The following is a 19,733-nucleotide window of genomic DNA, read 5'->3' as shown; positions in this document are numbered from 1 at the left end:
CGTCACAAACTAAGGGATCGGAGTTCGTCGACGGCCAGTCGCGCCACCTGCCCGATCACCCGGTCCGCCCGGGGATTGCGCAGGTCGGGGGTGTCGGACCGGGTGAAGACGGCCACCGCCCAGCGCCCGCCGCCCGGATGTTCGATCACCCCGGCCTCATTGCGCCAGCCCGGCAGCGTCCCGGTCTTCGCGGCCAGCCGGTAGCTGTCGTCGAACCCGGAGCCGAGCCGGTGCGGCCAGATCTGCTGGGCCATCACGGCCCGCACCTCGGCACAGGCGACCGCGGAACCGGCCTCGTCACGCCAGATACGGGCGAGCAGTTCGGCGGTCTCCCGGGCCGTGGAGCGGGTGGTGAGCTCCGGCACGCACACCGAGAGCTCCATGATCCGCTCCGGCCCCAGCGCCGCCAGCTTCGCGTGCGCCTCGGCCTCGGTGGACGCGCCGAGGTCCGCGAGGAGCGAGCTGATCAGTTCGAGACAGCCGCCGATCAGATGGGTGTGCTCCAGGCCGAGTTCACGGAGCAGGCCATTGACCGTGTCGAGACCGACCCGGGCCAGCACCACGTCGGTGGCGGCGTTGTCGCTCATCGTCAGCATCAGGTGGACGAGGTCGCGCAGGCTCATCTCGATCGGGTCGGCGCAGCCGGACGTGCCGATTCCACCGTCCCGGTACCGTGTGTCCACCGCGAGACGCTCGGTCCGCTCCAGCCGCCCGGCGGCGGCCTCGCGGGCGTAGGCGAGGGCGACCGGGATCTTGAACACCGAGGCGAGAACGACCGGTTCGTCCGCCGAGACGCCGATCGTGCGGTCCCCGTCGATCTCGCGGGCGAGGAAGAATCCCTCGACCCCGGCTTCGTCGAACGCCGCCCGGATCCTGTTCTCGGCGGTGGCGGTCGGTATTCCCGTCGTACCCGGCCGGATCGTGGTCATCGGCTGATCCATTCCGTCGATTCGGTGACCTCGGCCAGCCGGCCGGGGACGGGGGAGAGCCCGAGCCCCGGCCCCCGGGGCACATCGAGGTAGCCGTCATCGAGGACGAACGGCTCGGTGATGTCGGTGCGGTAGTACCGGTCGGAGGCCGAGGTGTCGCCGGGCAGGGTGAACCCGGGCAACGCGGCGAGGGCGACGTTGGCGGCCCTGCCCAGCCCCGTCTCCAGCATGCCGCCGCACCAGACAGGGACGCCGTGCGCGGCGCACACGTCGTGGATCCGCCGCGCCTCCAGATAGCCGCCCACCCGGCCCGGTTTGATGTTGACGACCGAACAGGCACCCATCGCGATCGCGTCCGCCGCCGACCGGGCGGAGACGATGGACTCGTCCAGACAGATCGGGGTCCGCACCCGACGCGCCAGTGCCGCGTGGCCCCGGATGTCCTCCTCGTCCAGCGGCTGTTCGATCAGCAGCAGACCGTACGGGTCCAGCCGGGCCAGCTGCCCGGCGTCCGCGAGGGTGTAGGCGGTGTTGGCGTCCACCTGGAGCGCCACGTCGTCGCCGAAGCGCTCGCGGACGGCCCGCACGGGTGCCACGTCCCAGCCGGGCTCGATCTTCAGCTTGATCCGCCGGTATCCCTCGGCCAGATAGCCGTCGACCGCGTCGAGCAGGGCGGGGACGGAGTCCATGATGCCGACCGACACCCCGGCCGGCACCCGCTCGGCCGTCGCCCCCAGCCACTGGCCCATCGACAGCTCGTGGGCGCGCAGCCAGGCGTCGAGCACGGCCGTCTCCAGCGCCGCCTTGGCCATCCGGTGGCCCTTGAAAGCGGCCAGCGCCGGGGCGACCGCCCATGGATCGAGGGTGGGCAGTGCGCCGAGCGCGGGCACCAGATGGCTGCGCAGGACGTCCACCGCCGCCGCCGTGTACTCCGAGGAGTACAGCGGATCGGCCATGGTGACGCACTCCCCGTACCCCTCGTGGTGCTCGGTCTCGACCCTGACCAGCAGGATCTCCCGGGAGGTCAGGGTGGCGAACGAGGTCCGGAACGGTGCCACCAGGGGCATCGCGATCCGGCGCAGTTCCACACCGACGAGCTTCATGCCGTTCTCTCCTGACGCTTGTCGATCACATACCAGCCGTCCCGGGTGAATCCGGTGACGGCGTGTCCCTGCTCCATCAGCCCACCGAGGACCTCGCGCAGCGCGTACCGCCACTCGCGGGCCAGGGGCGGGTCGGTGCGGCGCAGCGCCTCGATCTCCGCCGGGATCCGCACCAGTACGGTGTCGCCGTCCAGGCGGCCGACGGCGGGACGGCCGTCGGGCTTGGCGTCCAGTGCGACCACGGTGCGGGCACCCGGGGTGTCGTACGTGACGACGAGGGGGGTGCCCGCGGCGGCCCCGACGGCGGACCCGCCGGTCAGCTCCCAGCGGACCAGCAGCCGGTCCGTCTCGGTACCGGCGTTCACCGCGTCGTGCATCGTGCCGTAGAAGTCGGCCAGATACTCGCTCGGCACCGCCCCCAGCTTCGCCAGGTTGAAGTAGGCGTTACGGCTGACCAGCGGGTCGAACGTCCAGGTCACCGTCGTGATGTCACGGGCCAGTGCCCAGGCCCGCTGGTGCAGTTTGACGGCGAACCCGACATTGCGGCCGCGGGCGCTGCCGGCCACCCCGGCGATGTGCGAGTGCAGCCCGGCGGTGGCCAGGAACCCCAGGCAGACCCCGGTCATCTCGCCGTCCCGGTGGACTCCCACCACATAGCTGCCGGAGTGGGCGAAGACGCGCAGCAGTTCCGGGGTGATCAGCGGGTTGCCCGGCTGGGGCCGCCAGATCCGGTCCAGCAGCCCGCAGGCCGCCAGGATCTCGTCCGGATCGTGCAGCTCCGCGACGCTCACCCCCGCATCGAGCGCCGCCCGTTCCGCGGCGGCCGCCGCGGCCACGACGTGCGTACTGTTCACGCTTCCACCCGGTCCGTCCCGGCCACCGGCTCACGTACGAGCGAGGTCACCAGCGACGCCACCAGCGCCGCGCGACGGGGCAGTTCGGCGACGGTCACATGCTCGTCGTCGGCGTGCGCCCCACCGCCCACCGCCCCCAGTCCGTCCAGCGTGGGCGTACCCACCCCGGCTGTCAGATTGCCGTCGGAGCCGCCGCCGACCGCCACTCCGCGCAGCGCCCCGAAGCCCAGGCCGGCGTAGAGGCTGCGGGCACGGGCGAACAGCTCCTGTGACGCGCTCGCCGGCAGCGGCGGCCGGTTAGGACCGCCCGACACCCGCAGTGAGGCGCCCGCGAGCACCGGCGCCAGTGCGCCCATCGCACGGTCCACCCGGACCTGTTCGCCGAGGCTCCCCACCCGTACGTCGACCAGCAGCCGGGCCGCGTCGGGCACCGTGTTGCCGGTGGTGCCGGAGGAGGCCACGGTCGGGGTCACCGTGGTGCCGGTCGTCGGATCGGCGAGCGCCGACACCGCGAGCACCTGGTGCGCCAGCTCGGTGGTCGTATTGACGCCCCGCTCGGGTTCGAGACCGGCGTGCGCCGCGCGTCCGGCGATCCCCAGTTCGTAGCCGGACACCCCCTTGCGCGCCGTCTTCAGCGCCCCGCCCTCGCTCGCCTCCAGGACCAGCACGGCGCGTGTACGGCGGGCCTCGGCCTCGATGAGGGCGCGCGAGTCCGGGGCGCCGATCTCCTCGTCGCCGGTGAGCAGCACCGATACGCCGTCCCGGTCGTCGAGCACGGAGAGCGCGTGGAACAGCTGCACCACCCCGGCCTTCATGTCGAAACAGCCGGGCCCCGTCAGCCGGCCCCCGGTCACCGCGAAGGGGTGCCCGGCCAGGGAGCCCACCGGCCAGACCGTGTCGAAGTGGCCCAGCAGCAGCACCTTGTCACCGGAGCCGAAGCGCCAGCGCAGGGCGGGACTTCCCGGCGTGTCCAGCCACTCCGGCTCGGCACCCGTCAGCCGGGTGCCGAGTGCGGCGACGACCCGGGCGCAGGCCGTGACGGCGGCCCGGTCCGTGCTGGGCGACTCGGCCAGCACCAGCTCCTCGATGCCCGCCAGCAGGTCCGGCAGACCCGCCTCCAGCGCGGTGGCGAACGCGGGCACGTCAGAGGGCCTTCGGGGTGGCGCGGGCACCGTGGTGCAGATACGGAGTGCCGTCGGCGAGCGTGTAGAACACGACCGGGATCCAGGTGCTGAACCCGGGCCGGCGCAGCACGAAGAGACCCGGCCCGACCGGGTGCATCGCGTACTCCTTGTCGGGCTCCGAGGTCAGCCCGGCCAGCGGCCCCGTCACCTTGTCGAGCATCACCAGAGCGCCGTCCCGCTCCACGATCTCCATCCGGCTGGAGATCCGCTCGTACACCCCGACGTACTCGGCCGGGTCGAACGCGACCGGCTCCTTCGCGGGCTGGAGCGTGGCGCGCATCGTCACCCCGGCCAGCTCGCGGGCGATCTCCGAGAACACCTCCAGATACAGGCCCATGGTGTCGCCGCCGTTGGTGAGCAGGCAGATCGCGAGGTCGGCCCCCGGCAGCACCCGCAGGAACGCGCTCTGGCCGATGGTCCCGCCGTCGTGGCCGTACACCGGCTGTCCGTCCCAGGTGTCGAGGATCCAGCCCAGCCCCCAGGCATGCCCCAGCATGTTCGCGTCGGGGACCTTCACCTGCGGGGTCTGCATGGCGGTGGCGCTCTCGGCCGAGACGATCCTGGTGCCGTTCCCGGAGACACCGCCGTCGAGGTGCATCCGGGCGAAGGCGAGGACCTCGCGCGGCGTCGAGCAGATCAGCCCGGCCGGTCCGGCCGACCGCATCAGGCCCCACTGCGGGGCGAGCGCCGGGGGCTCGCCCGGGTGTCCGGCGGCGGCGCGGTGGAGCAGCGCCTCCTCCGGCAGGGTGACCGTACGGGTCAGGCCGAGCGGCCGGTACAGGCGCTCACGCATCAGCTCGTCCCACTGGACGCCGGTGACATGCTCCAGCACCCGGCCGAGCAGGGTGAAGCCCGCGTTGCAGTACGACATGGTGGCGCCCAGCGGGTGGTTGGCGGCGACATCGGCCAGCAGCGCGGTGAACTTCTCCAGGCAGTCGTCGCCCCGGCCGGTGTCGGCGAAGAAGTCGCCGTCGATGCCGCTGGTGTGCGTCAGCAGATGGCGGAGCGTCACTCCCTGGGTCAACTCGTCGTTGACGAGACGCAGTTCGGGGAGCACGGAGACGATGGGGGCGTCCAGTTCGAGCAGCCCCTCGTCGACCAGGGCCATGGCCACCGTGGTGGTCCATACCTTGGAGATCGAGCCGATCTGGAACAGGGTGTCGGTCGTCGCCGCGATCCCGGCCTCCATGTTGGCCAGGCCGGTGGACGCCTCGATCGTCACCTCGCCCCGGTGCAGGACGGCGAGGCTCGCGCCGGGAACCCGGTAGCGGGCGGCGAGCTCGGTGAGGCGGGCTGCCCAGTGGGCGGTCAGCTCCGCGGACAGGCCCGGGGGCAGCTCGGCGGACGGGACGGCGGTGTCGGTCATGTTCGGCTCCGGATTCGTGGTCATGGTCGGCTCCAGCTTCGTTGTGTTCAGCGGTCGGTGTGTGTGGTGACCCAGTCGACGAGGCGCCGGGAGTAGTCCTCCCGGTGCGAGGGCCGGCCGTTGAGGATGAACAGGTGCGAGCAGCCCGGGTACAGCACCAGCCGGACCGGTACGCCCCGGGTGCGCAGTGCGTGGAACCACTGCTCGGCCTGGCCGGCCGGGCAGCAGTCGTCCGCGCCGCCGTGCAGGATCAGCGTGGGCGCGCGGACCGCGTCCACATGGCTGAGCGGGGAGAGTGCCGTCAGCCGGTCCCGGTCGCCGATCTCGTGACCGGCGATCAGATGTCCCTCCTCGGACGTCCCGGCCAGGCTCGTCAGGTCGGCGACCACGCCGCCCGGTACGACGGCGGCGAAGAGATCGCTGCGGGCGGAGAGCCAGCAGGTCAGATAGCCGCCGTAGCTGTAGCCGGTGAGCGCGATCCGGGCCGGGTCGACCAGCCCCTCGTCGACGAGGGCGGCGATCGGTTCGAGGATGTCCTGCTCGTCCGCCTCGCCCCAGGCGCCCACGGCGGCCCTGTAGAAGGACTCGCCGTAGCCGTCGCTGCCGCGCACGTTCAGTGTCAGGACGGTCCAGCCCCGCGAGACCAGCTCCTGGTGGTAGAGGTGGGCCGGATCGGCGTGCGGCGCCCAGGCGTTGTGCGGTCCGCCGTGCACGTCCACCAGCAGGGGGCCGCCCGGGGCGGTGCCGGGAGCGCGGGTGATCATCCCGTGCACGACGGTGCCGTCCGAGACGGTGAACTCCCTTTCGGTGAAAGGGTGGAGGGCGACGCCGGGCAGCGAGCGCGCCATGTGCGCGGTCAGCCGCGCGGGCTGCCGTCCGCTGCCCGGGTCGCCCGGCCGCCCGGACCCCGCGTCAGCCAGGTCGAGCAGCGCGATCTCGCCGAAACTCGATGTGTCGGAGACGACCAGCGCGGCCCGGCCCGCCTTGGCGGCGACCGAACACCCGCTGACCCCCTCACCGGCGGGCAGCGCGAACTCGCCGATCCCGGAAGCGTCGACGCGGTAGAGCCGGGTGGCCCCCCGGTCGCGGGCGCAGAACACGATGCCGTCGCCGTGGAACTGCGGCAGCGCCCCCGGATATCCGGGCCCTCCGGGCAGGACGTTACGGTCCAGAGGGGCGCTGAGCGACACCGGAGCGGATCCGTCGAGGGGCTGGCGCAGCAGCTCCAGATGGCCGACCCCCGTGCCGGTCCGCCCGACGACGAGCAGCGCGCTCCCGTCGGGGTACCAGCTCACCGGCCCGGCCACCCCCGTGGGCGGGCCGACCCGTACGGGTGCGGGCAGGGCGGCCCCGACCTCGACGACATGAGCCGCCGAGGTCCCGGTGACATCCGCGTCCGGCCCGGCCGGCGCAGGATAGGCGAGCCGTGTGCCGTCGGGCGACCAGGCGGGCGGGCCCGCGTGCCGGTCGCCGTCCGTGAGCTGCCGGACCTCGCCGGACTCCACCTCCACCACGAACAACTGGGCGCGGACCGCGCCGAGCAGACCCGCCCCGTCCACCTTCCAGCCGAGGCCGTCGATCACCACCGGGGCGGTGTCCTCGCGGCGCGACCCCGGCCCCGCGAACGCGATCCGCGAGCCGTCCGGGCTCCACACCGGCACCCCCGCCCCCGCCGGACACCGGGCGGCCGTGGTCAGCGGCGCCGCCTCGCCCCCGTCCGCGGGCAGCAGATGCAACTGCCCCGCGCGCAGGAACGCCAGCCGCGTGCCGTCCGGGGACCAGCGCGGCGCGGCGTCCGAGGGACCCCGGGTGAGCCGGCGGGCCGGGCCGCCCGTACCGCGGACCTCCCAGATCGAGGTCACCGCACAGTCCCGCTCGGCATCCTGGGTGGTCAGCGTGTACGCGACGCGTTCGCCGTCGGGGGACAACGAGGGGTCGCAGGGGATCTCGAAGCGGTACACATCGTCGATCCTCAGTGCTCTGGTCATGACGCCTCCTCGGCGGTCGCAAGGGTGGGTACGCAGGAGATGAGGGTGCGCGTCGTCGGGTGTGCGGGCCGCTCCAGTACCTCGGCGGTGGGACCGCACTCGACCAGGCGCCCGCCGTCCAGCACGGCGACCTGGTCGGACAGATGGCGCACGACCGCGAGGTCGTGGGAGATGAACAGCATGGAGAACCCCAGTTCGCGCTGGAGCCGCCGCAGCAGATTGAGCACCGCGCCCTGGACGGAGACGTCCAGCGCCGAGGTGATCTCGTCCGCGATCAGCACGGCGGGCCGGGCGGCCAGGGCGCGGGCCAGGGCGACGCGTTGGCGCTGTCCGCCGGAGAGCGCGTCCGGCGTCAGTGCCGCCCGCCCGGGGTCGATGCCCACGAGTTCGAGGCAGCGCGCCACCTCCGCGTCCCGGGCGGCGCGCCGCTCGCGGGCCGTCGGCCGGCGATTCGGCTCCCCGTCGGTACGGGCCCGGCGGGGCAGGGCCTCGGCGACCGCGGCACCGATGCTCATGCGCGGGTCGAGCGAGGCGTACGGATTCTGGAACACCAGCTGCACCGGGCTGCGACCGCGCCGTACGCCGACCTCGCGCCCCGCCACCCGTACGCGGCCCGCCGCCAGTGGCGCCAGCCCCACCACGGCCCTGCCGAGGGTCGACTTGCCCGACCCCGAACCGCCGACCAGGCCCGTCACCGTCCCGTCCGGCACCAGCAGATCCACGTTCTCCACTGCGGTGAAGCGGCCGTATCGCACGGTGATCCCGCACAGTTCCAGGGAGCTCATGAGGTGGCCTCCGTCGTCCGTGGCGCGGTCCCGACGGGGTCGCCGCCCGCCGCCCCGCCCACCGGATACCAGCAGGCGACCTCCCGGCCCGCCCCGAAGCCGGCCAGCGCGGGCGCGGCTGTGTGACAGCGTTCCCGGGCCCGTTCGCAGCGCGGGGCGAAGGAGCATCCGCCGCTGTCCTCGCCCGGCTCCGGCGGACGGCCCGGAATGGTCACCAGCTCCGTACCGGGGGCCGTGGTCATCGTCGGGACCGCTCCGATCAGCGCCCGTGTGTAGGGGTGCGCGGCGCCGCGCAGCAACTCCGTGACGGGGAGGCTCTCGACGATCAGGCCGCCGTACATCACCAGCACCCGTTCGCAGACCTGGGCCACGACGGCGAGGTCGTGGGAGATCAGCAGCAGTGCCGCGCCGGAGTCCTCACGCACCTCGGCCAGCAGGTCGAGCACCTGCTTCTGGACCGCCACATCCAGTGCCGTGGTCGGCTCGTCGGCGATGATCAGCTTCGGGTTCCCCATCAGCCCCATCGCGATGACGGCCCGTTGACGCATCCCGCCGGAGTACTCGTGCGGCCGCTGCCGGGCCCGGCGTTCCGGCGACGGGATACGGACGGCGCCGAGCCGGTCGACGGCGCGCGCCGCGGCCTGCGCCCGGGTGTGGCGGAGGTGCACCTCCGCCACCTCGGCGAGCTGGCGGCCCACGCGCAGGGCGGGGTTGAGCGAGGCCATCGGGTCCTGGAAGACCATGGCCAGGGCGGTGCCCAGCCGGGGGTCCGCCCGCAGATCGTGCCCGTCGAAGCGGAGCGTACGCGCGGAGACCTGTCCCGGGTGCGGAACCAGGTCCGCCAGTGCCAGCGCGGTCAGGCTCTTGCCGGAACCGGACTCGCCGACCAGCCCGACGGCCTCGCCCGCGCCGATGTCCAGCGAGATGCCGCGTACGGCCTGCCGCCCGCCGGGAAAGGTCACCCGTAGATCGTGCGCCCGGACCACCGGCCCGCCGTCGGCGCCGGCCGTCGTGTCCCGCACGAACTTTTCCGGCCGCCGCGGCGCCGACGTCCCGCGCGCCTGTGGTGCCCGTCGGCCGCCCGCCTGGGCGAGCACCTCGCCGACCAGCCCGAACATCAGCCCCGTCAGCACCACGGCCGCACCGGGCGCCAGGGCCGCCACCGGGTTCACATAGACCCGGTTCAACTGCTCGTTGAGCAGCCGCCCCCAGTCGTAGTCCGGGGGCTGCACACCGAGCCCGAGGAAGGAGAGACCCGAGAAGGCGACCAGGATGCCCCCCGCCGCCTGGGTGGCGAACAGCACCGACGGCTCGGCGATGTTGGGCAGCAGATGACGGACCACCAGCCGGAACCGCCCCACACCGAGGATCCGTGCCGCCGAGACGTAGTCCGCCCCCGCGACCGACGCCGTGAGGTTCTGCACCAGCCGTGCCATCGGCGGGACCATGGCGAGCCCCACCGCGAACACCGCCCCGGTGCTGCCCACGCCGAAGATCGTGGCCAGGAAGAGGAGGAACAGCAGTCCGGGGAAGGCCACCAGCACGCCCACCACGGCGGTGATCAGCCGCCCGGCGCGGCGCCCGAGCACCGCGGGTGCGACACCGAGCAGCAGCCCGCCACCGACCCCGATCGCGGTGGCCAGCAGCGTGAGGCGAAGGGTCAGCCGGGTCGCCACCACCACCCGGGCGGCGATGTCGCGGCCCAGTTGGTCGGTGCCGAGCAGGTGCGCGGCACTGCTGCCCTCGTTGATCGCGTCCGTGTCCACCCGCGCCGCCTGGGCGCCGAGCAGGGTGGGGCCGAACACGGCGACCAGCGCCACCACCAGGCAGGCGGTGAGGGCGGTGACGCCGATCGGCGTCCTGAGGGTGCGCCCCAGCCGGTGCCGCAGCGCGGTGTCGTGATTCCTCTGAGGCATCGTCAGCTCCCGCGAACGGTGGACCGGGGGTCGGCGACGGCCACGGCCACGTCGACGGCGAAGGTGATCAGCAGCGCGGCCGCCCCGTAGACCAGCACGACGCCCTGGACCAGGGGGTAGTCCTTCTCGGTGATGGCCTGCACGATCGTGGTGCCGAGGCCGGGCCAGGCGAAGACGTTCTCGATCAGTACCGTGCCGGCGAGCAGCGAGCTGAACAGCAGGCCGCCCAGGGTGAGCGAGGAGGTCAGCAGATTGGGCAGCGCGTGCCGCAGATAGCGCAGCCGGGCGGGCAGCCGTTTGGCCTGGGCGGTACGCATGTAGTCCTCTCCGAGCACCCGCAGCGTCTCCACCCGGACGATGCGCGACAGCGTCGCCGCCGGGACGAGCGTGAGGGCCAGTACCGGCAGTACGTAGGAGGCAGGGCCGGCCTGTGAGGCCACCGGGAGGACCGGCCAGGCCACGGCGAACGCGGCCACCAGACCGACCGCCAGCAGGAATTCGGGCACGGCGCCCAGAAATCCGGTGATCCCGGTGAAGGCGAGTTCACCGCGCCGCCTGCGGCCGTCCCGGGTCAGGACCGCGGCCGTCATCCCCACCGGGATCGCGAGCAGCAGGATCAGCACGAACGCGGGGACGGCGATCTGCAGGGTCGCCGGAAGCCGGCTGGAGATGATCTCGGACACGGGCAGCTGGGCACCGATCGAGTCCCCGAGGCTGCCCTGGAACAGCCTGCCGACGAAGTCGCCGTACTGCTGCGGCAGCGGCTGGTCCAGCCCGAGCGACTGCCTGCGGGCATCGACCAGGGCCGGATCGGCGGTGGGTCCCAGCGCCGCCCGCACCGGGTCCCCGGGAATCAGATGGATCATCGCGAAAGCGGCGGTGACCAGGGCGGCAAGAGAGGCGACCAGCCGCCAGGTGCGGCGCAGGGCGAATCCGACCCAGGGGCTGCGGGCCCGCTCGCGCGGGAATCGCGGCATGCCGAGTGTGCGCCGTCGGCGCGGGGAGCGCGCGGGGAGCGTGGCCATCAGCTCGCGCTCCGGCGCAGAGTGCTGGGGATGATGCCGCCGCCGTCCACCTGGAAGGTGACGCCCTTCGCGTAGTGCCGGATCGGCCTGCTGACGATCGGCACGATGTCGACCCGCTTGACCAGGGCGGCACCCGCCTGCTCCCACAGGGCGCAGCCCGACGTGCCGGGCATGGCGGAGGCACGTGCGGCGAGCCGGTGATAGTCGGGGTTGGCGACGGACCCGAAGTTGTTGCCCTTCGGCGGTGGCTGTCCGTCGTAGAACTGGGTCAGCTGGTCCGGGAGGGTCACCCCGATGGGAGCCCAGGCCACGTCCCAGTCGCCGCCCGTCAGGGTGCCCGCGATGCTCGACCCGCTCACGGGGTCGGCCGATGCCTTCACCCCGAAGGAGGTCCACTTCTGGACGGCCAGTTCGATCGCCGACGCGACCTGCGTGCCCTGGTTGGTCGCGTAACTGAACCCGATGGTCAGCGGCTTGCCGTCCTTCGTCCAGGTGCCGCCGCTCCTGGTCCAGCCCGCCGCGGTGAGGGCGGCGGCGGCCCGCTCGGGGTCGTGGGCGGGGACATTCCCGGTCACCGGGTCGCCGGTGCAGGGGGTTGGCGCGACCTCCCCGATGCTGGTGGGGGGTGTCCCGATGCCGCCCGTGGCGACGTTCCTGAGGTCCTTGAGATCCAGTACGGAGATCAGGGCGCGGCGCACCGCGAGGTCGGCGGACGGACGCCCGGCGGCCTGGTTGAACATGAGCTGGCCGACCAGCGCGTCGATGCTCCGGTTCTTCACCTCGGCCGCGTCCAGCCGTTGCTGGTCGCCGCCGTTGATCTGGGCGACGTCGATCTGCCCGGCCATCAGGAGGTTCGTCGCGGTCGACTCGTTGGCGACGACCTTGAACACCACCGTGCGGGGAAGGTCCTCCCCGGTGGCGCCGCCGGGCCCCCAGGTGTACCCGTCCCGCCGGGCGTACGTGTAGTGGTCGCCCGGAACCGCTTCGGTCAGCCGGTACGGGCCGCTCGCCCCGGTGGCCTTGGCCAGCGCGGCCGGGGCCGCCAGGCTCTCCTCGCAGAGCAGCGGCAGCAGCCGGGCCATGTGCGCGATGAACGGTGCGGGTCGTGTCGTGGTGACGGTGACCGTGCGCGTCGCCTCGTCGGCCTTCGCGACGGCGGTGACGGGTACGGAGAGCCCGAGCATCGGCGACTGGTTCGCCGGGTCGGCGATGTGGTTGTACTCGGCGGCCACATCCGTTGCCGTGAGCGCCGAGCCGTCCTCGCAGCTCACCCCGGAGCGGATGGTGAACCGGGCCGAAGTGGAGGTGACCGTCCACTTCTCGGCCACCCCGGGGATCAGCGAACCGTCCGCCGCGATGTGCACGAGCGTGTCGTAGGCGAAGGAGTTCATCGCCAGCGCGGTGCCGGCCAGCGCCGTCGTGGGGCTGAGACTGCCCGGATCGGCGCCGATGGCGACCACCACCCTCGACCCCGCGCTGCCCCCGGCCGAGCCGCCCCCGCACGCGGCCGCTGTGGCGATGAGACCGAACGCCGCCGCCACAGCGGTCACGGGCCGCACCCCGCGCTTCGGTGTACGTCGCGTCCCCTTGCCTGCGGAACTGGGCATGGTCACCTCCGAAGGAGCGGCAGGCCGCCGCCGAGTGAGGGGAACACTAGGCAGCGGCGTACCGGTCCCGATTGGTGGCGGCGGACGAAAAACCGCCCCGTCGACGGTGCGCCGCACCGAAGACGCGGTCCCTGCCGCCCGGGCCGTGTCCGGTTCCGCGGAGGCCCTGTTTCCCCCGCGCGCCCGTTGCTGGAGGCTGTGGTGACCACGGGCGCGGGCCCGGGTACCGAGGGGAGCGCGAGCGATGGCCGAAGCACGAGGAGAGGGCGCCGAGGCGCCCGTCCAGCGGACGATGACCCCGTTCGACGACATCTACGACCGGGCCGATCCCCGAGCCTTCTTCCGCGAACTGGGGGCGTTCGGCTACCGGACACCCCAGCACGCCCGGCCCGTCTTCCGACGCCTGGCCGAACTCCGGCTGAGCGGCACGGGCGACGCGGTGCTGGACCTGTGCTGCTCGTACGGGATCAACGCCGCTCTGCTCAACCACGACGTGACGCTGGAGGGCCTGCGGGCCCACTACACGGCTCCGCGGACGGTGGCCATGACCACCCAGGAGCTGATCGAGCACGACCGGGCGTTCTTCCGGGCCCGCCGCCGACGGGACGCCGTCCCGGTGATCGGCCTCGACATCGCCCCCCGCGCCATCGCCTACGCGCGGGCGGTCGGCCTGCTCGACGACGGGTTCGCCGAGAATCTGGAGACCTCCCCGGCTTCCCCGGCCCTGCTGGACGCGGCACGGAACGTCCGCCTCATCACGATCACCGGCGGCGCCAGCTTCCTGTCCGGGGCCACTTTCCGGCCGATCCTGGACAACGCCGGCCCGCCACCGTGGGTCGCCGCGTTCGTGCTGCGCACCGGCTCCTACGCGCCGATCGCCGAGCACCTCGCCCGCCACGGCCTGACCACGGAGAAGTACGCCGGGGCCACCTTCGTCCAGCGCCGCTTCACCAGCGCCGCCGAGCAGCGGTACGCCGTCGCCGCGGTGACCGCGACAGGGGAGAATCCGGACGGCAAGGAGACGGCGGGCCACTTCCACACCGCACTGCACCTGTCGCGCCCCCGTGCCGACATCGACACCTACCCGCTCGGCGGCCTGGTTGCCCAATGATCGATTCGCGGGGCGCGATGCCCCGTCCTAGGGTCGATGTGTGAACGCGACCGTTCACCCGTTGGTCGCTCCCGACCCGGGACCGAACCGCGAGTGACCCTCACGACGCAAGCAATCCCATGACGGGCTCCCACGCGACACCTGCGGACACTGCCCAGGCCCCGGAGCGGGGCCGAGGCGGTGGGATGGCGCTTCTCGTCATCGCCTCGTGCCAGTTGATGGTCGTCCTCGACATCACCATCGTCAACATCGCGCTGCCGCACATCCAGACGTCACTGGGTTTCTCGACCGAATCCCTGTCCTGGGTGGTCAACGCGTACACGCTGACCTTCGGCGGGCTCCTGCTGCTCGGCGGGCGGCTGGGAGACATCCTCGGCCGCCGCCGGGTCTTCGTCTTCGGCGTCCTGCTCTTCGTCTTCGCCTCGCTGCTCGGCGGTCTCTCGCAGGAATCCTGGCAACTGCTCGCGGCCCGCTCGCTGCAAGGTGTCGGTGGCGCCATCGCTTCCCCGACGGCCCTGTCGCTGATCACCACGACGTTCCGGGAGGGCCCCGAACGGAACAAGGCGTTCGGGGTGTTCGCCGCCGTCTCGGCGGGTGGCAGCGCGATCGGACTGCTCGCGGGCGGGGTGCTGGTGGAGTGGCTCGACTGGCGCTGGGTCTTCTTCGTCAACGTGCCCATCGGCCTGCTGATCGCGCTCGCCACCCGCCGCTACATCCGCGAGTCCGAACGCCACCCGGGCCATTTCGACATCGTCGGCGCGTTCACCTCCACGCTGGGCATGGTCATGCTGGTCTACGGATTCATCCGTGCCTCCGAGGACGGCTGGAGCGACCGGGTGACCCTGCTGTCCTTCGGCGCGGCGCTCGTGCTCCTCGCCGTGTTCATCGCCATCGAGCGGCGCTCGAAGCAGCCCATCACCCCGCTGTGGATGTTCCGCGACCGCAATCGTGCCGGTTCCTACGGGATGATGCTGAGCCTGTCCGCCGCGATGTTCGGGATGTTCTTCTTCCTGACCCTGTTCGTGCAGAACATCCTGGAATTCAGCCCCCTGCAGGCCGGTCTCGCCTTTCTGCCGGTGAGCGTGATCGTCGCGGTGGGCGCGGGCATCACCTCGCAACTGCTGCCCAGATGGGGCCCCAAACCCTTCATGGTGACGGGGGCGGTCCTGGCCGCGGTGGGGCTGGGCTGGCTGACGATGACCGATGTGAACAGCTCGTACCTGGGGAGCATCCTCGGTCCCGTGCTGGTCTTCGGCCTCGGCATGGGCATGCAGTTCGTGTCGCTGACGCTGATGGCGGTGTCGGGTGTGGCGCCCCGGGAGGCGGGCGCGGCGTCCGGGGTCCTCAACGCCACCCAGCAGGTGGGCGGGTCGCTCGGTCTGTCCATTCTGGTCACGGTCTTCGGCACGGCCAGCCGTAATGCGGCGGCCGAGCAGATTCCTCGTTTCCTGAAGGAAGGGACCCCGGCCCAGCTGCTGGAGTTCCGCAGGACCGGGCAGCTCCCGGGACACTGGGGCGACGAGGTGCTGGCCTCGGGCGTCTCCAGCGCGTTCATCGTCGCCGCGATCATGGCCGTGGTGGCCGCTCTGGTCGCGCTCGTGGTCATCCAGGTACGCCCCGGGGATCTGGAGCGTCTCCAGGGCGGCGCCGCACCGCCGACGACGCCCCAGGACGCCCCCGGGAGCCGCCCTCCGGCCCCCGGCGCACCGCGTGACTGAGACGCGATCCACGGCCGGCGCACCCAGTACCGATCGGTAACCGTGCGCACCAGGTGGATGGCAGGTGACGGCAAATTAGCGTTGCTCTCTGGTGAGCGCCCCTCTCGCCGTGTAGCGTCATCGGCAGATGTCGTGGTTCGCAGCACCTGCCCGCGCCTGGCGCGGGCGTTTTGCTGTGCAGTGCCTGAGGACCAGGGCGATCACCTCCGGATTCGCGCGGTGCGGATCCGATATCGACTGAGAGGCACCGGCATGGCAAGCGGAACCGTCAAGTGGTTCAACTCGGAAAAGGGCTTCGGCTTCATCGCGCAGGACGGTGGCGGCCCGGACGTCTTCGCGCACTACTCCAACATCAACTCCACCGGCTTCCGTGAGCTCCAGGAAGGCCAGGCTGTGACCTTCGACATCACGCAGGGCCAGAAGGGCCCGCAGGCGGAGAACATCACCGCGGCCTGACCCGGTCCGCACAGCACATCAGCCCCCCGGACGACACGTCCGGGGGGCTGATGTGTGAGGGGCGCCGGTCGTCGTGGCCGCCGGTGAACCCGGCGGCCACGCGGGAGGTCAGGAACGCGGCCGGTGCGACTGCTCGCCCTGTTCCGCCTTCTTCTCCTTGATGCGCACCGTCTCCTTGCGGACCTCCGCCTGGGTGGCGCGCTCCTTCTGCAGCCACTCCGGGAGTTCGTTCTTCAGGGCCTCGATCTGCTCCGTGGTGAGCGGCTCCGTGACTCCGCCGCGCGCGAGACCGGCGATGGAGACGCCGAGCTTCGCCGCGACCACGGGCCGGGGGTGCGGGCCGGTGCGTCGCAGCTCCTGCAGCCACTCGGGCGGATCGGTCTGCAGGGCGTTCAGCTCGGAGCGCGAGACGACACCCTCCTGGAACTCGGTGGGGGTGGCCTCGAGGTACACACCCAGTTTCTTCGCCGCGGTCGCGGGCTTCATGGTCTGGGTGGTCTGGTGCGACGTCATGGTGTCAAGAGTATCGAGCGTGTGAGCTACCGCCGACCACGACCGGTAATCTGGGCGGGTGACTGTCTCGGAAGTACCCCCTGCGTTCCGGCTCGCCTATGTCCCGGGGGTGACGCCCACCAAGTGGGTGCGGATTTGGAACGAGCGGCTGCCCGAGGTCCCGCTGACCCTGGTCGCGGTGCCCGCGGCCGAGGCGCCCGGCCTGCTGCGGGCCGGCGGGGCCGACGCGGGATTCGTACGGCTGCCCATCGACCGTACGGACCTCAGCGCGATCCCGCTGTACACCGAGACGACCGTGGTCGTGATCCCGAAGGATCACCTCATGGCCGCGGTCGACGAGGTGTCCGTCGAGGACCTGGCCGACGACATCGTGCTGCACCCCCTCGACGACCCCCTCGAATGGGAGAACAGGCCGGGACGTCCCGCGATCGAGCGCCCGGACACCACGGCGGACGCCATCGAACTGGTGGCGGCCGGTGTGGGCCTGCTCGTCGTCCCGCAGTCGCTCGCCCGGCTGCACCACCGCAAGGACCTCACGTACCGGCCGGTCCCCGGCGCCCCCGAGTCGCGCATCGCCCTGTCGTGGCCGGAGGACGAAACGACCGACCTGGTCGAGGAGTTCATCGGGATCGTCCGGGGGCGGACCGTCAACAGCACACGGGGCCGCCCGCCGACCCCGGCGCAGCCGAAGGGCAAGCGCGCCGAGGCACGGGGCGCGGGGCGCAAGCCCGCTGCCGGGAAATCGACGGGCAAGAGCCCCCAGCGGGGTTCGGGCGGCACCAAGGCCGGCAAGCGAGGCGGGCCCGGCAAGTCGGGCAAGCCCCGTCGCCAGTCGTAACAGCCGATCCCGGTCGCCGTCCGGGCGGTTCGTCGTCCGGACCGGCCCCGGACCGGCCCCGGGCGGACCGGTCCTGGCTTCGGTGGCCCGGCCCGGTCCCGTCCCGTTCCTGAGCCGACCCGGCCGCCGGCCCGCCTCGCGGCCCCGGGCCTGCCCTCAGTCCCGTCCGGGTGCGATCACCCTGTTCCCCTCGTGCACCGTGATCGCCTGGGCCGGGCAGATGTCGGCCGCGTCCAGGACCCGCTCGTCGGGTTCGATCCCGTCGACGACGGTCCTCGCGTGCTCGCCGTCCAGCGCGAACACCTCGGGGGCCACCCCGGCGCACATGCCCGACGCCAGACACAGCTGCGGATCCACACGTACGTGCCAGGTCATGGTGCTCACCACCCGATCGGCATGACGCGGGGGCCGCGCACGAGCAACTCGGTCTTCCAGGTCACGTCCCCCGCCGGCTTCAGTCCCGGGAAACGGGTGAGGAGCGCGCCCAGTGCCTCCTGGAGCTCCAGCCGGGCCAGCGGGGCGCCCAGGCAATGGTGGACCCCGTGCCCGAACCCCAGGTGCTGGTTGCCCTCCCGGGAGACGTCGAGGACACCGGGTGCGGTGAAGCGCAACGCGTCCCGGTTGGCCGCGCCGATGGCGACCAGCACGGGGGAGCCGGCGCGGACCAGAGTGCCGCCCACCTCGACGTCCTCGGTGGCGTACCGGGGCTGACCCGCTCCGCTGCCCAGCGGCACGAACCGCAGCAGCTCCTCCACCGCGCCCGGGATCAGTTCGGGATGTGCCCTGAGCTGATCCATCTGATCGGGATGATCCAGCAGGGTGAGCACGAAGTTGGGAATCTGCGAAGCGGTGGTCTCGTGTCCGGCCACCAGGATGGCCACGCACAGATCGATCAGCTCCAGCTCGGTGAGCCGTTCGCCGCCGTCCCTCGCCTCGATCAGCGCGGTCATCAGGTCGTCCTGCGGATCCTCACGGTGCAGGTTGATCAACTCGCCCATGTAGGAGCGCAGTTCCTCGCGGCTGGCGTCGAACTCGGCGGCGGTCAGGGAGCTGGTCGACAGCGCGTTGTCGCTCCAAACCCGGAAACGTGGGCGATCGGCCTCCGGAACCCCGAGCATCCGGCAGATCACCGCGACGGGCAGCGGCAGTGCGAAGCCGTCCACCAGGTCGGCGGGGGGCCCGGCCGCCTCCATCCCGTCGAGCAGGCTCGCGGTCAGCTCCTTGACCTGAGGCCGTAACTTCTCGATCTGGCGGACGGTGAACGCCTTGGCCACCAGGGAACGCAGCCGCGTGTGGCCGGGCGGGTCCATGCTCAGGATCCCGCTGTCCCGGCGGCCCTCCGACTGCCGCGGCTCGTCGTGCGCGGCGCCCGCGGCCCGGCTGAAGCGCTGGTCGCCCAGTACCAGCCGGGCGTCCGCGTAGCGGGTGACCAGCCAGGCGGGCTCGCCGTACGGCATCTGGACCCGGAGCAGTCCCGAACGTTCGCGGACGCGTTCGTACTCTTCCGCGAGCTGGAGTCCTTCGGCGGTGTTGAAGGGGTACGCGTGGGGCTCGACGTGCGTCGTCATACGATCTCCCAGTTGTAAGCAGCTGCTTACAACGGTAGGACCGGCCCTACGAGCGGTCAACAGCGCTTTACAGCCGTTACTCTGACGGGCCATTCGAAAGGACGCAGTCATGGCAGAAGCGCCCGCCCCGTCGTCCGGCCGGGGGCGCCGGGATGCTGCGGTCACCCGCGAACGGCTGCTCGACGCCGCTCGTGACCTGTTCGCCGAGCGGGGCTACCAGCGGGCCACCGTCCGTGCCATCGCCGAGCGGGCCGGGGTCAACCAGGCTCTGCTGTTCCGGTACTTCGGATCGAAGCAGGCGCTGCTGACCGAGGTCGTCGCCGAGGGCGGGCTGGAGGAGCTGCGCGCGACACCGCCCGAGGAACTGTTCGAGAAGGCGCTGCGCTCCATGCTCACCCGCAGCGCCCCCGGCTCCGGCGACCGGACGCTGGAGGTCTACCTCCGGTCCATCGGCCGGGGCGACGAGGCGGCCGGGGCGCTGCGTGAACTGGGTGCGGAATACCAGAAGGTGCTGGCCTCGCTCTCCGGGACGCCGGACGGCGAGCTGCGCGCCGATCTGGCCATCGCCTGGCTCCTCGGCATCGGCCTGATGCGTACGGTCGTCGCGCGCGAGCCACTGGCGGGCGCCGACCCGGACGCCGTGTGTGAGCTGGTGCTCGACGCCTTCGCCCGCCTCGGCGGACGCTCCGGCGAAAGCTCTGCGTGACCATTTCGCCGGGGCGCTAATAATACTAAGTAACTCACATTAGCGACAGTGGGCTCTGTTCATATT

General features: G+C 72.2%; 18 protein-coding genes. 5 read left to right on the top strand and 13 right to left on the bottom strand.

The window, feature by feature from the left end; translation table 11 throughout:
* Positions 1-2: 2 nt before the first annotated feature.
* Genes OG251_RS40555 through OG251_RS40510 form a run of 10 tightly spaced genes read right to left on the bottom strand, consistent with a single transcriptional unit; the run spans position 3 to position 12,700 of the window.
* Positions 3-929 carry a serine hydrolase gene (locus tag OG251_RS40555; protein WP_326682273.1) on the bottom strand — a complete coding sequence of 309 codons (927 nt, stop codon included), beginning with the start codon at positions 927-929 and terminating at the stop codon, positions 3-5.
* Positions 926-2,032: an o-succinylbenzoate synthase gene (gene menC, locus OG251_RS40550; protein WP_326682272.1), complete on the bottom strand. Its 1,107-nt coding sequence runs from the start codon at positions 2,030-2,032 to the stop codon at positions 926-928. The genes OG251_RS40555 and menC overlap by 4 nt, the downstream gene beginning before the upstream one ends.
* Positions 2,029-2,886 carry a GNAT family N-acetyltransferase gene (locus OG251_RS40545; protein ID WP_326682271.1) on the bottom strand — a complete coding sequence of 286 codons (858 nt, stop codon included), beginning with the start codon at positions 2,884-2,886 and terminating at the stop codon, positions 2,029-2,031. Before OG251_RS40545 ends, menC begins: the two co-directional genes overlap by 4 nt.
* Positions 2,883-4,028: a M20/M25/M40 family metallo-hydrolase gene (locus OG251_RS40540; RefSeq protein WP_442818459.1), complete on the bottom strand. Its 1,146-nt coding sequence runs from the start codon at positions 4,026-4,028 to the stop codon at positions 2,883-2,885. The genes OG251_RS40545 and OG251_RS40540 overlap by 4 nt, the downstream gene beginning before the upstream one ends.
* A gap of 1 nt (position 4,029) precedes the next feature.
* On the bottom strand, positions 4,030-5,460 hold the full coding sequence (locus tag OG251_RS40535) for a serine hydrolase domain-containing protein (protein WP_326682270.1): 1,431 nt from the start codon (positions 5,458-5,460) through the stop codon (positions 4,030-4,032).
* 23 nt (positions 5,461-5,483) lie between these two features.
* On the bottom strand, positions 5,484-7,424 hold the full coding sequence (locus OG251_RS40530) for a S9 family peptidase (RefSeq protein WP_326682269.1): 1,941 nt from the start codon (positions 7,422-7,424) through the stop codon (positions 5,484-5,486).
* The gene (locus OG251_RS40525) at positions 7,421-8,209 is read right to left on the bottom strand and encodes an ABC transporter ATP-binding protein (RefSeq protein ID WP_326682268.1); all 789 of its coding nucleotides are present in this window, start codon (positions 8,207-8,209) and stop codon (positions 7,421-7,423) included. The genes OG251_RS40530 and OG251_RS40525 overlap by 4 nt, the downstream gene beginning before the upstream one ends.
* Positions 8,206-10,125: a dipeptide/oligopeptide/nickel ABC transporter permease/ATP-binding protein gene (locus OG251_RS40520; protein ID WP_326682267.1), complete on the bottom strand. Its 1,920-nt coding sequence runs from the start codon at positions 10,123-10,125 to the stop codon at positions 8,206-8,208. The genes OG251_RS40525 and OG251_RS40520 overlap by 4 nt, the downstream gene beginning before the upstream one ends.
* Positions 10,126-10,127: 2 nt before the next feature.
* Entirely contained in the window at positions 10,128-11,102 is a 975-nt protein-coding gene (locus OG251_RS40515; RefSeq protein WP_326682778.1) for an ABC transporter permease, read from the bottom strand.
* Between the two features lie 47 nt (positions 11,103-11,149).
* Positions 11,150-12,700: an ABC transporter substrate-binding protein gene (locus OG251_RS40510; RefSeq protein WP_326682266.1), complete on the bottom strand. Its 1,551-nt coding sequence runs from the start codon at positions 12,698-12,700 to the stop codon at positions 11,150-11,152.
* Between the two features lie 301 nt (positions 12,701-13,001).
* On the opposite strand from OG251_RS40510, the gene OG251_RS40505 reads away from it, so the two are divergent.
* The 3 genes from OG251_RS40505 (at position 13,002) to OG251_RS40495 (ending at position 16,042) form a co-directional block, all read left to right on the top strand.
* Positions 13,002-13,868 (top strand): hypothetical protein, encoded by an 867-nt coding sequence (locus tag OG251_RS40505; RefSeq protein ID WP_326682265.1) that lies wholly within the window; start codon positions 13,002-13,004, stop codon positions 13,866-13,868.
* Between the two features lie 119 nt (positions 13,869-13,987).
* Positions 13,988-15,586, top strand: a complete 1,599-nt coding sequence (locus OG251_RS40500) for an MFS transporter (protein WP_326682264.1) — start codon at positions 13,988-13,990, stop codon at positions 15,584-15,586.
* Positions 15,587-15,838: 252 nt separating this feature from the next.
* Entirely contained in the window at positions 15,839-16,042 is a 204-nt protein-coding gene (locus tag OG251_RS40495) for a cold-shock protein (RefSeq protein WP_015613078.1), read from the top strand.
* Positions 16,043-16,150: 108 nt separating this feature from the next.
* Here OG251_RS40495 and OG251_RS40490 read toward each other — a convergent pair whose 3' ends face one another.
* A complete protein-coding gene (locus OG251_RS40490) occupies positions 16,151-16,555 on the bottom strand; it encodes a DUF5997 family protein (protein WP_326682263.1) in 405 nt (134 codons plus the stop codon).
* 58 nt (positions 16,556-16,613) lie between these two features.
* Here OG251_RS40490 and OG251_RS40485 point away from each other — a divergent pair, with 58 nt between their 5' ends.
* Entirely contained in the window at positions 16,614-17,393 is a 780-nt protein-coding gene (locus OG251_RS40485) for a LysR family substrate-binding domain-containing protein (RefSeq protein ID WP_326682262.1), read from the top strand.
* 156 nt (positions 17,394-17,549) lie between these two features.
* Here OG251_RS40485 and OG251_RS40480 read toward each other — a convergent pair whose 3' ends face one another.
* Complete coding sequence (locus OG251_RS40480; protein WP_326682261.1) at positions 17,550-17,768, bottom strand: ferredoxin; 219 nt, start codon at positions 17,766-17,768, stop codon at positions 17,550-17,552.
* A gap of 5 nt (positions 17,769-17,773) precedes the next feature.
* Positions 17,774-18,961: a cytochrome P450 gene (locus OG251_RS40475; RefSeq protein ID WP_326682260.1), complete on the bottom strand. Its 1,188-nt coding sequence runs from the start codon at positions 18,959-18,961 to the stop codon at positions 17,774-17,776.
* 109 nt (positions 18,962-19,070) lie between these two features.
* Between OG251_RS40475 and OG251_RS40470 the strand changes: the two genes are divergently transcribed.
* A complete protein-coding gene (locus OG251_RS40470) occupies positions 19,071-19,667 on the top strand; it encodes a TetR/AcrR family transcriptional regulator (RefSeq protein ID WP_326682259.1) in 597 nt (198 codons plus the stop codon).
* Positions 19,668-19,733: the final 66 nt, after the last annotated feature.

The sequence above is a fragment of the Streptomyces sp. NBC_01237 genome (genome assembly GCF_035917275.1).
Lineage (GTDB): Bacteria > Actinomycetota > Actinomycetes > Streptomycetales > Streptomycetaceae > Streptomyces.
Note: the sequence above shows the minus strand (reverse complement) of the source record. Positions and strands in the feature narration are given on the sequence as shown.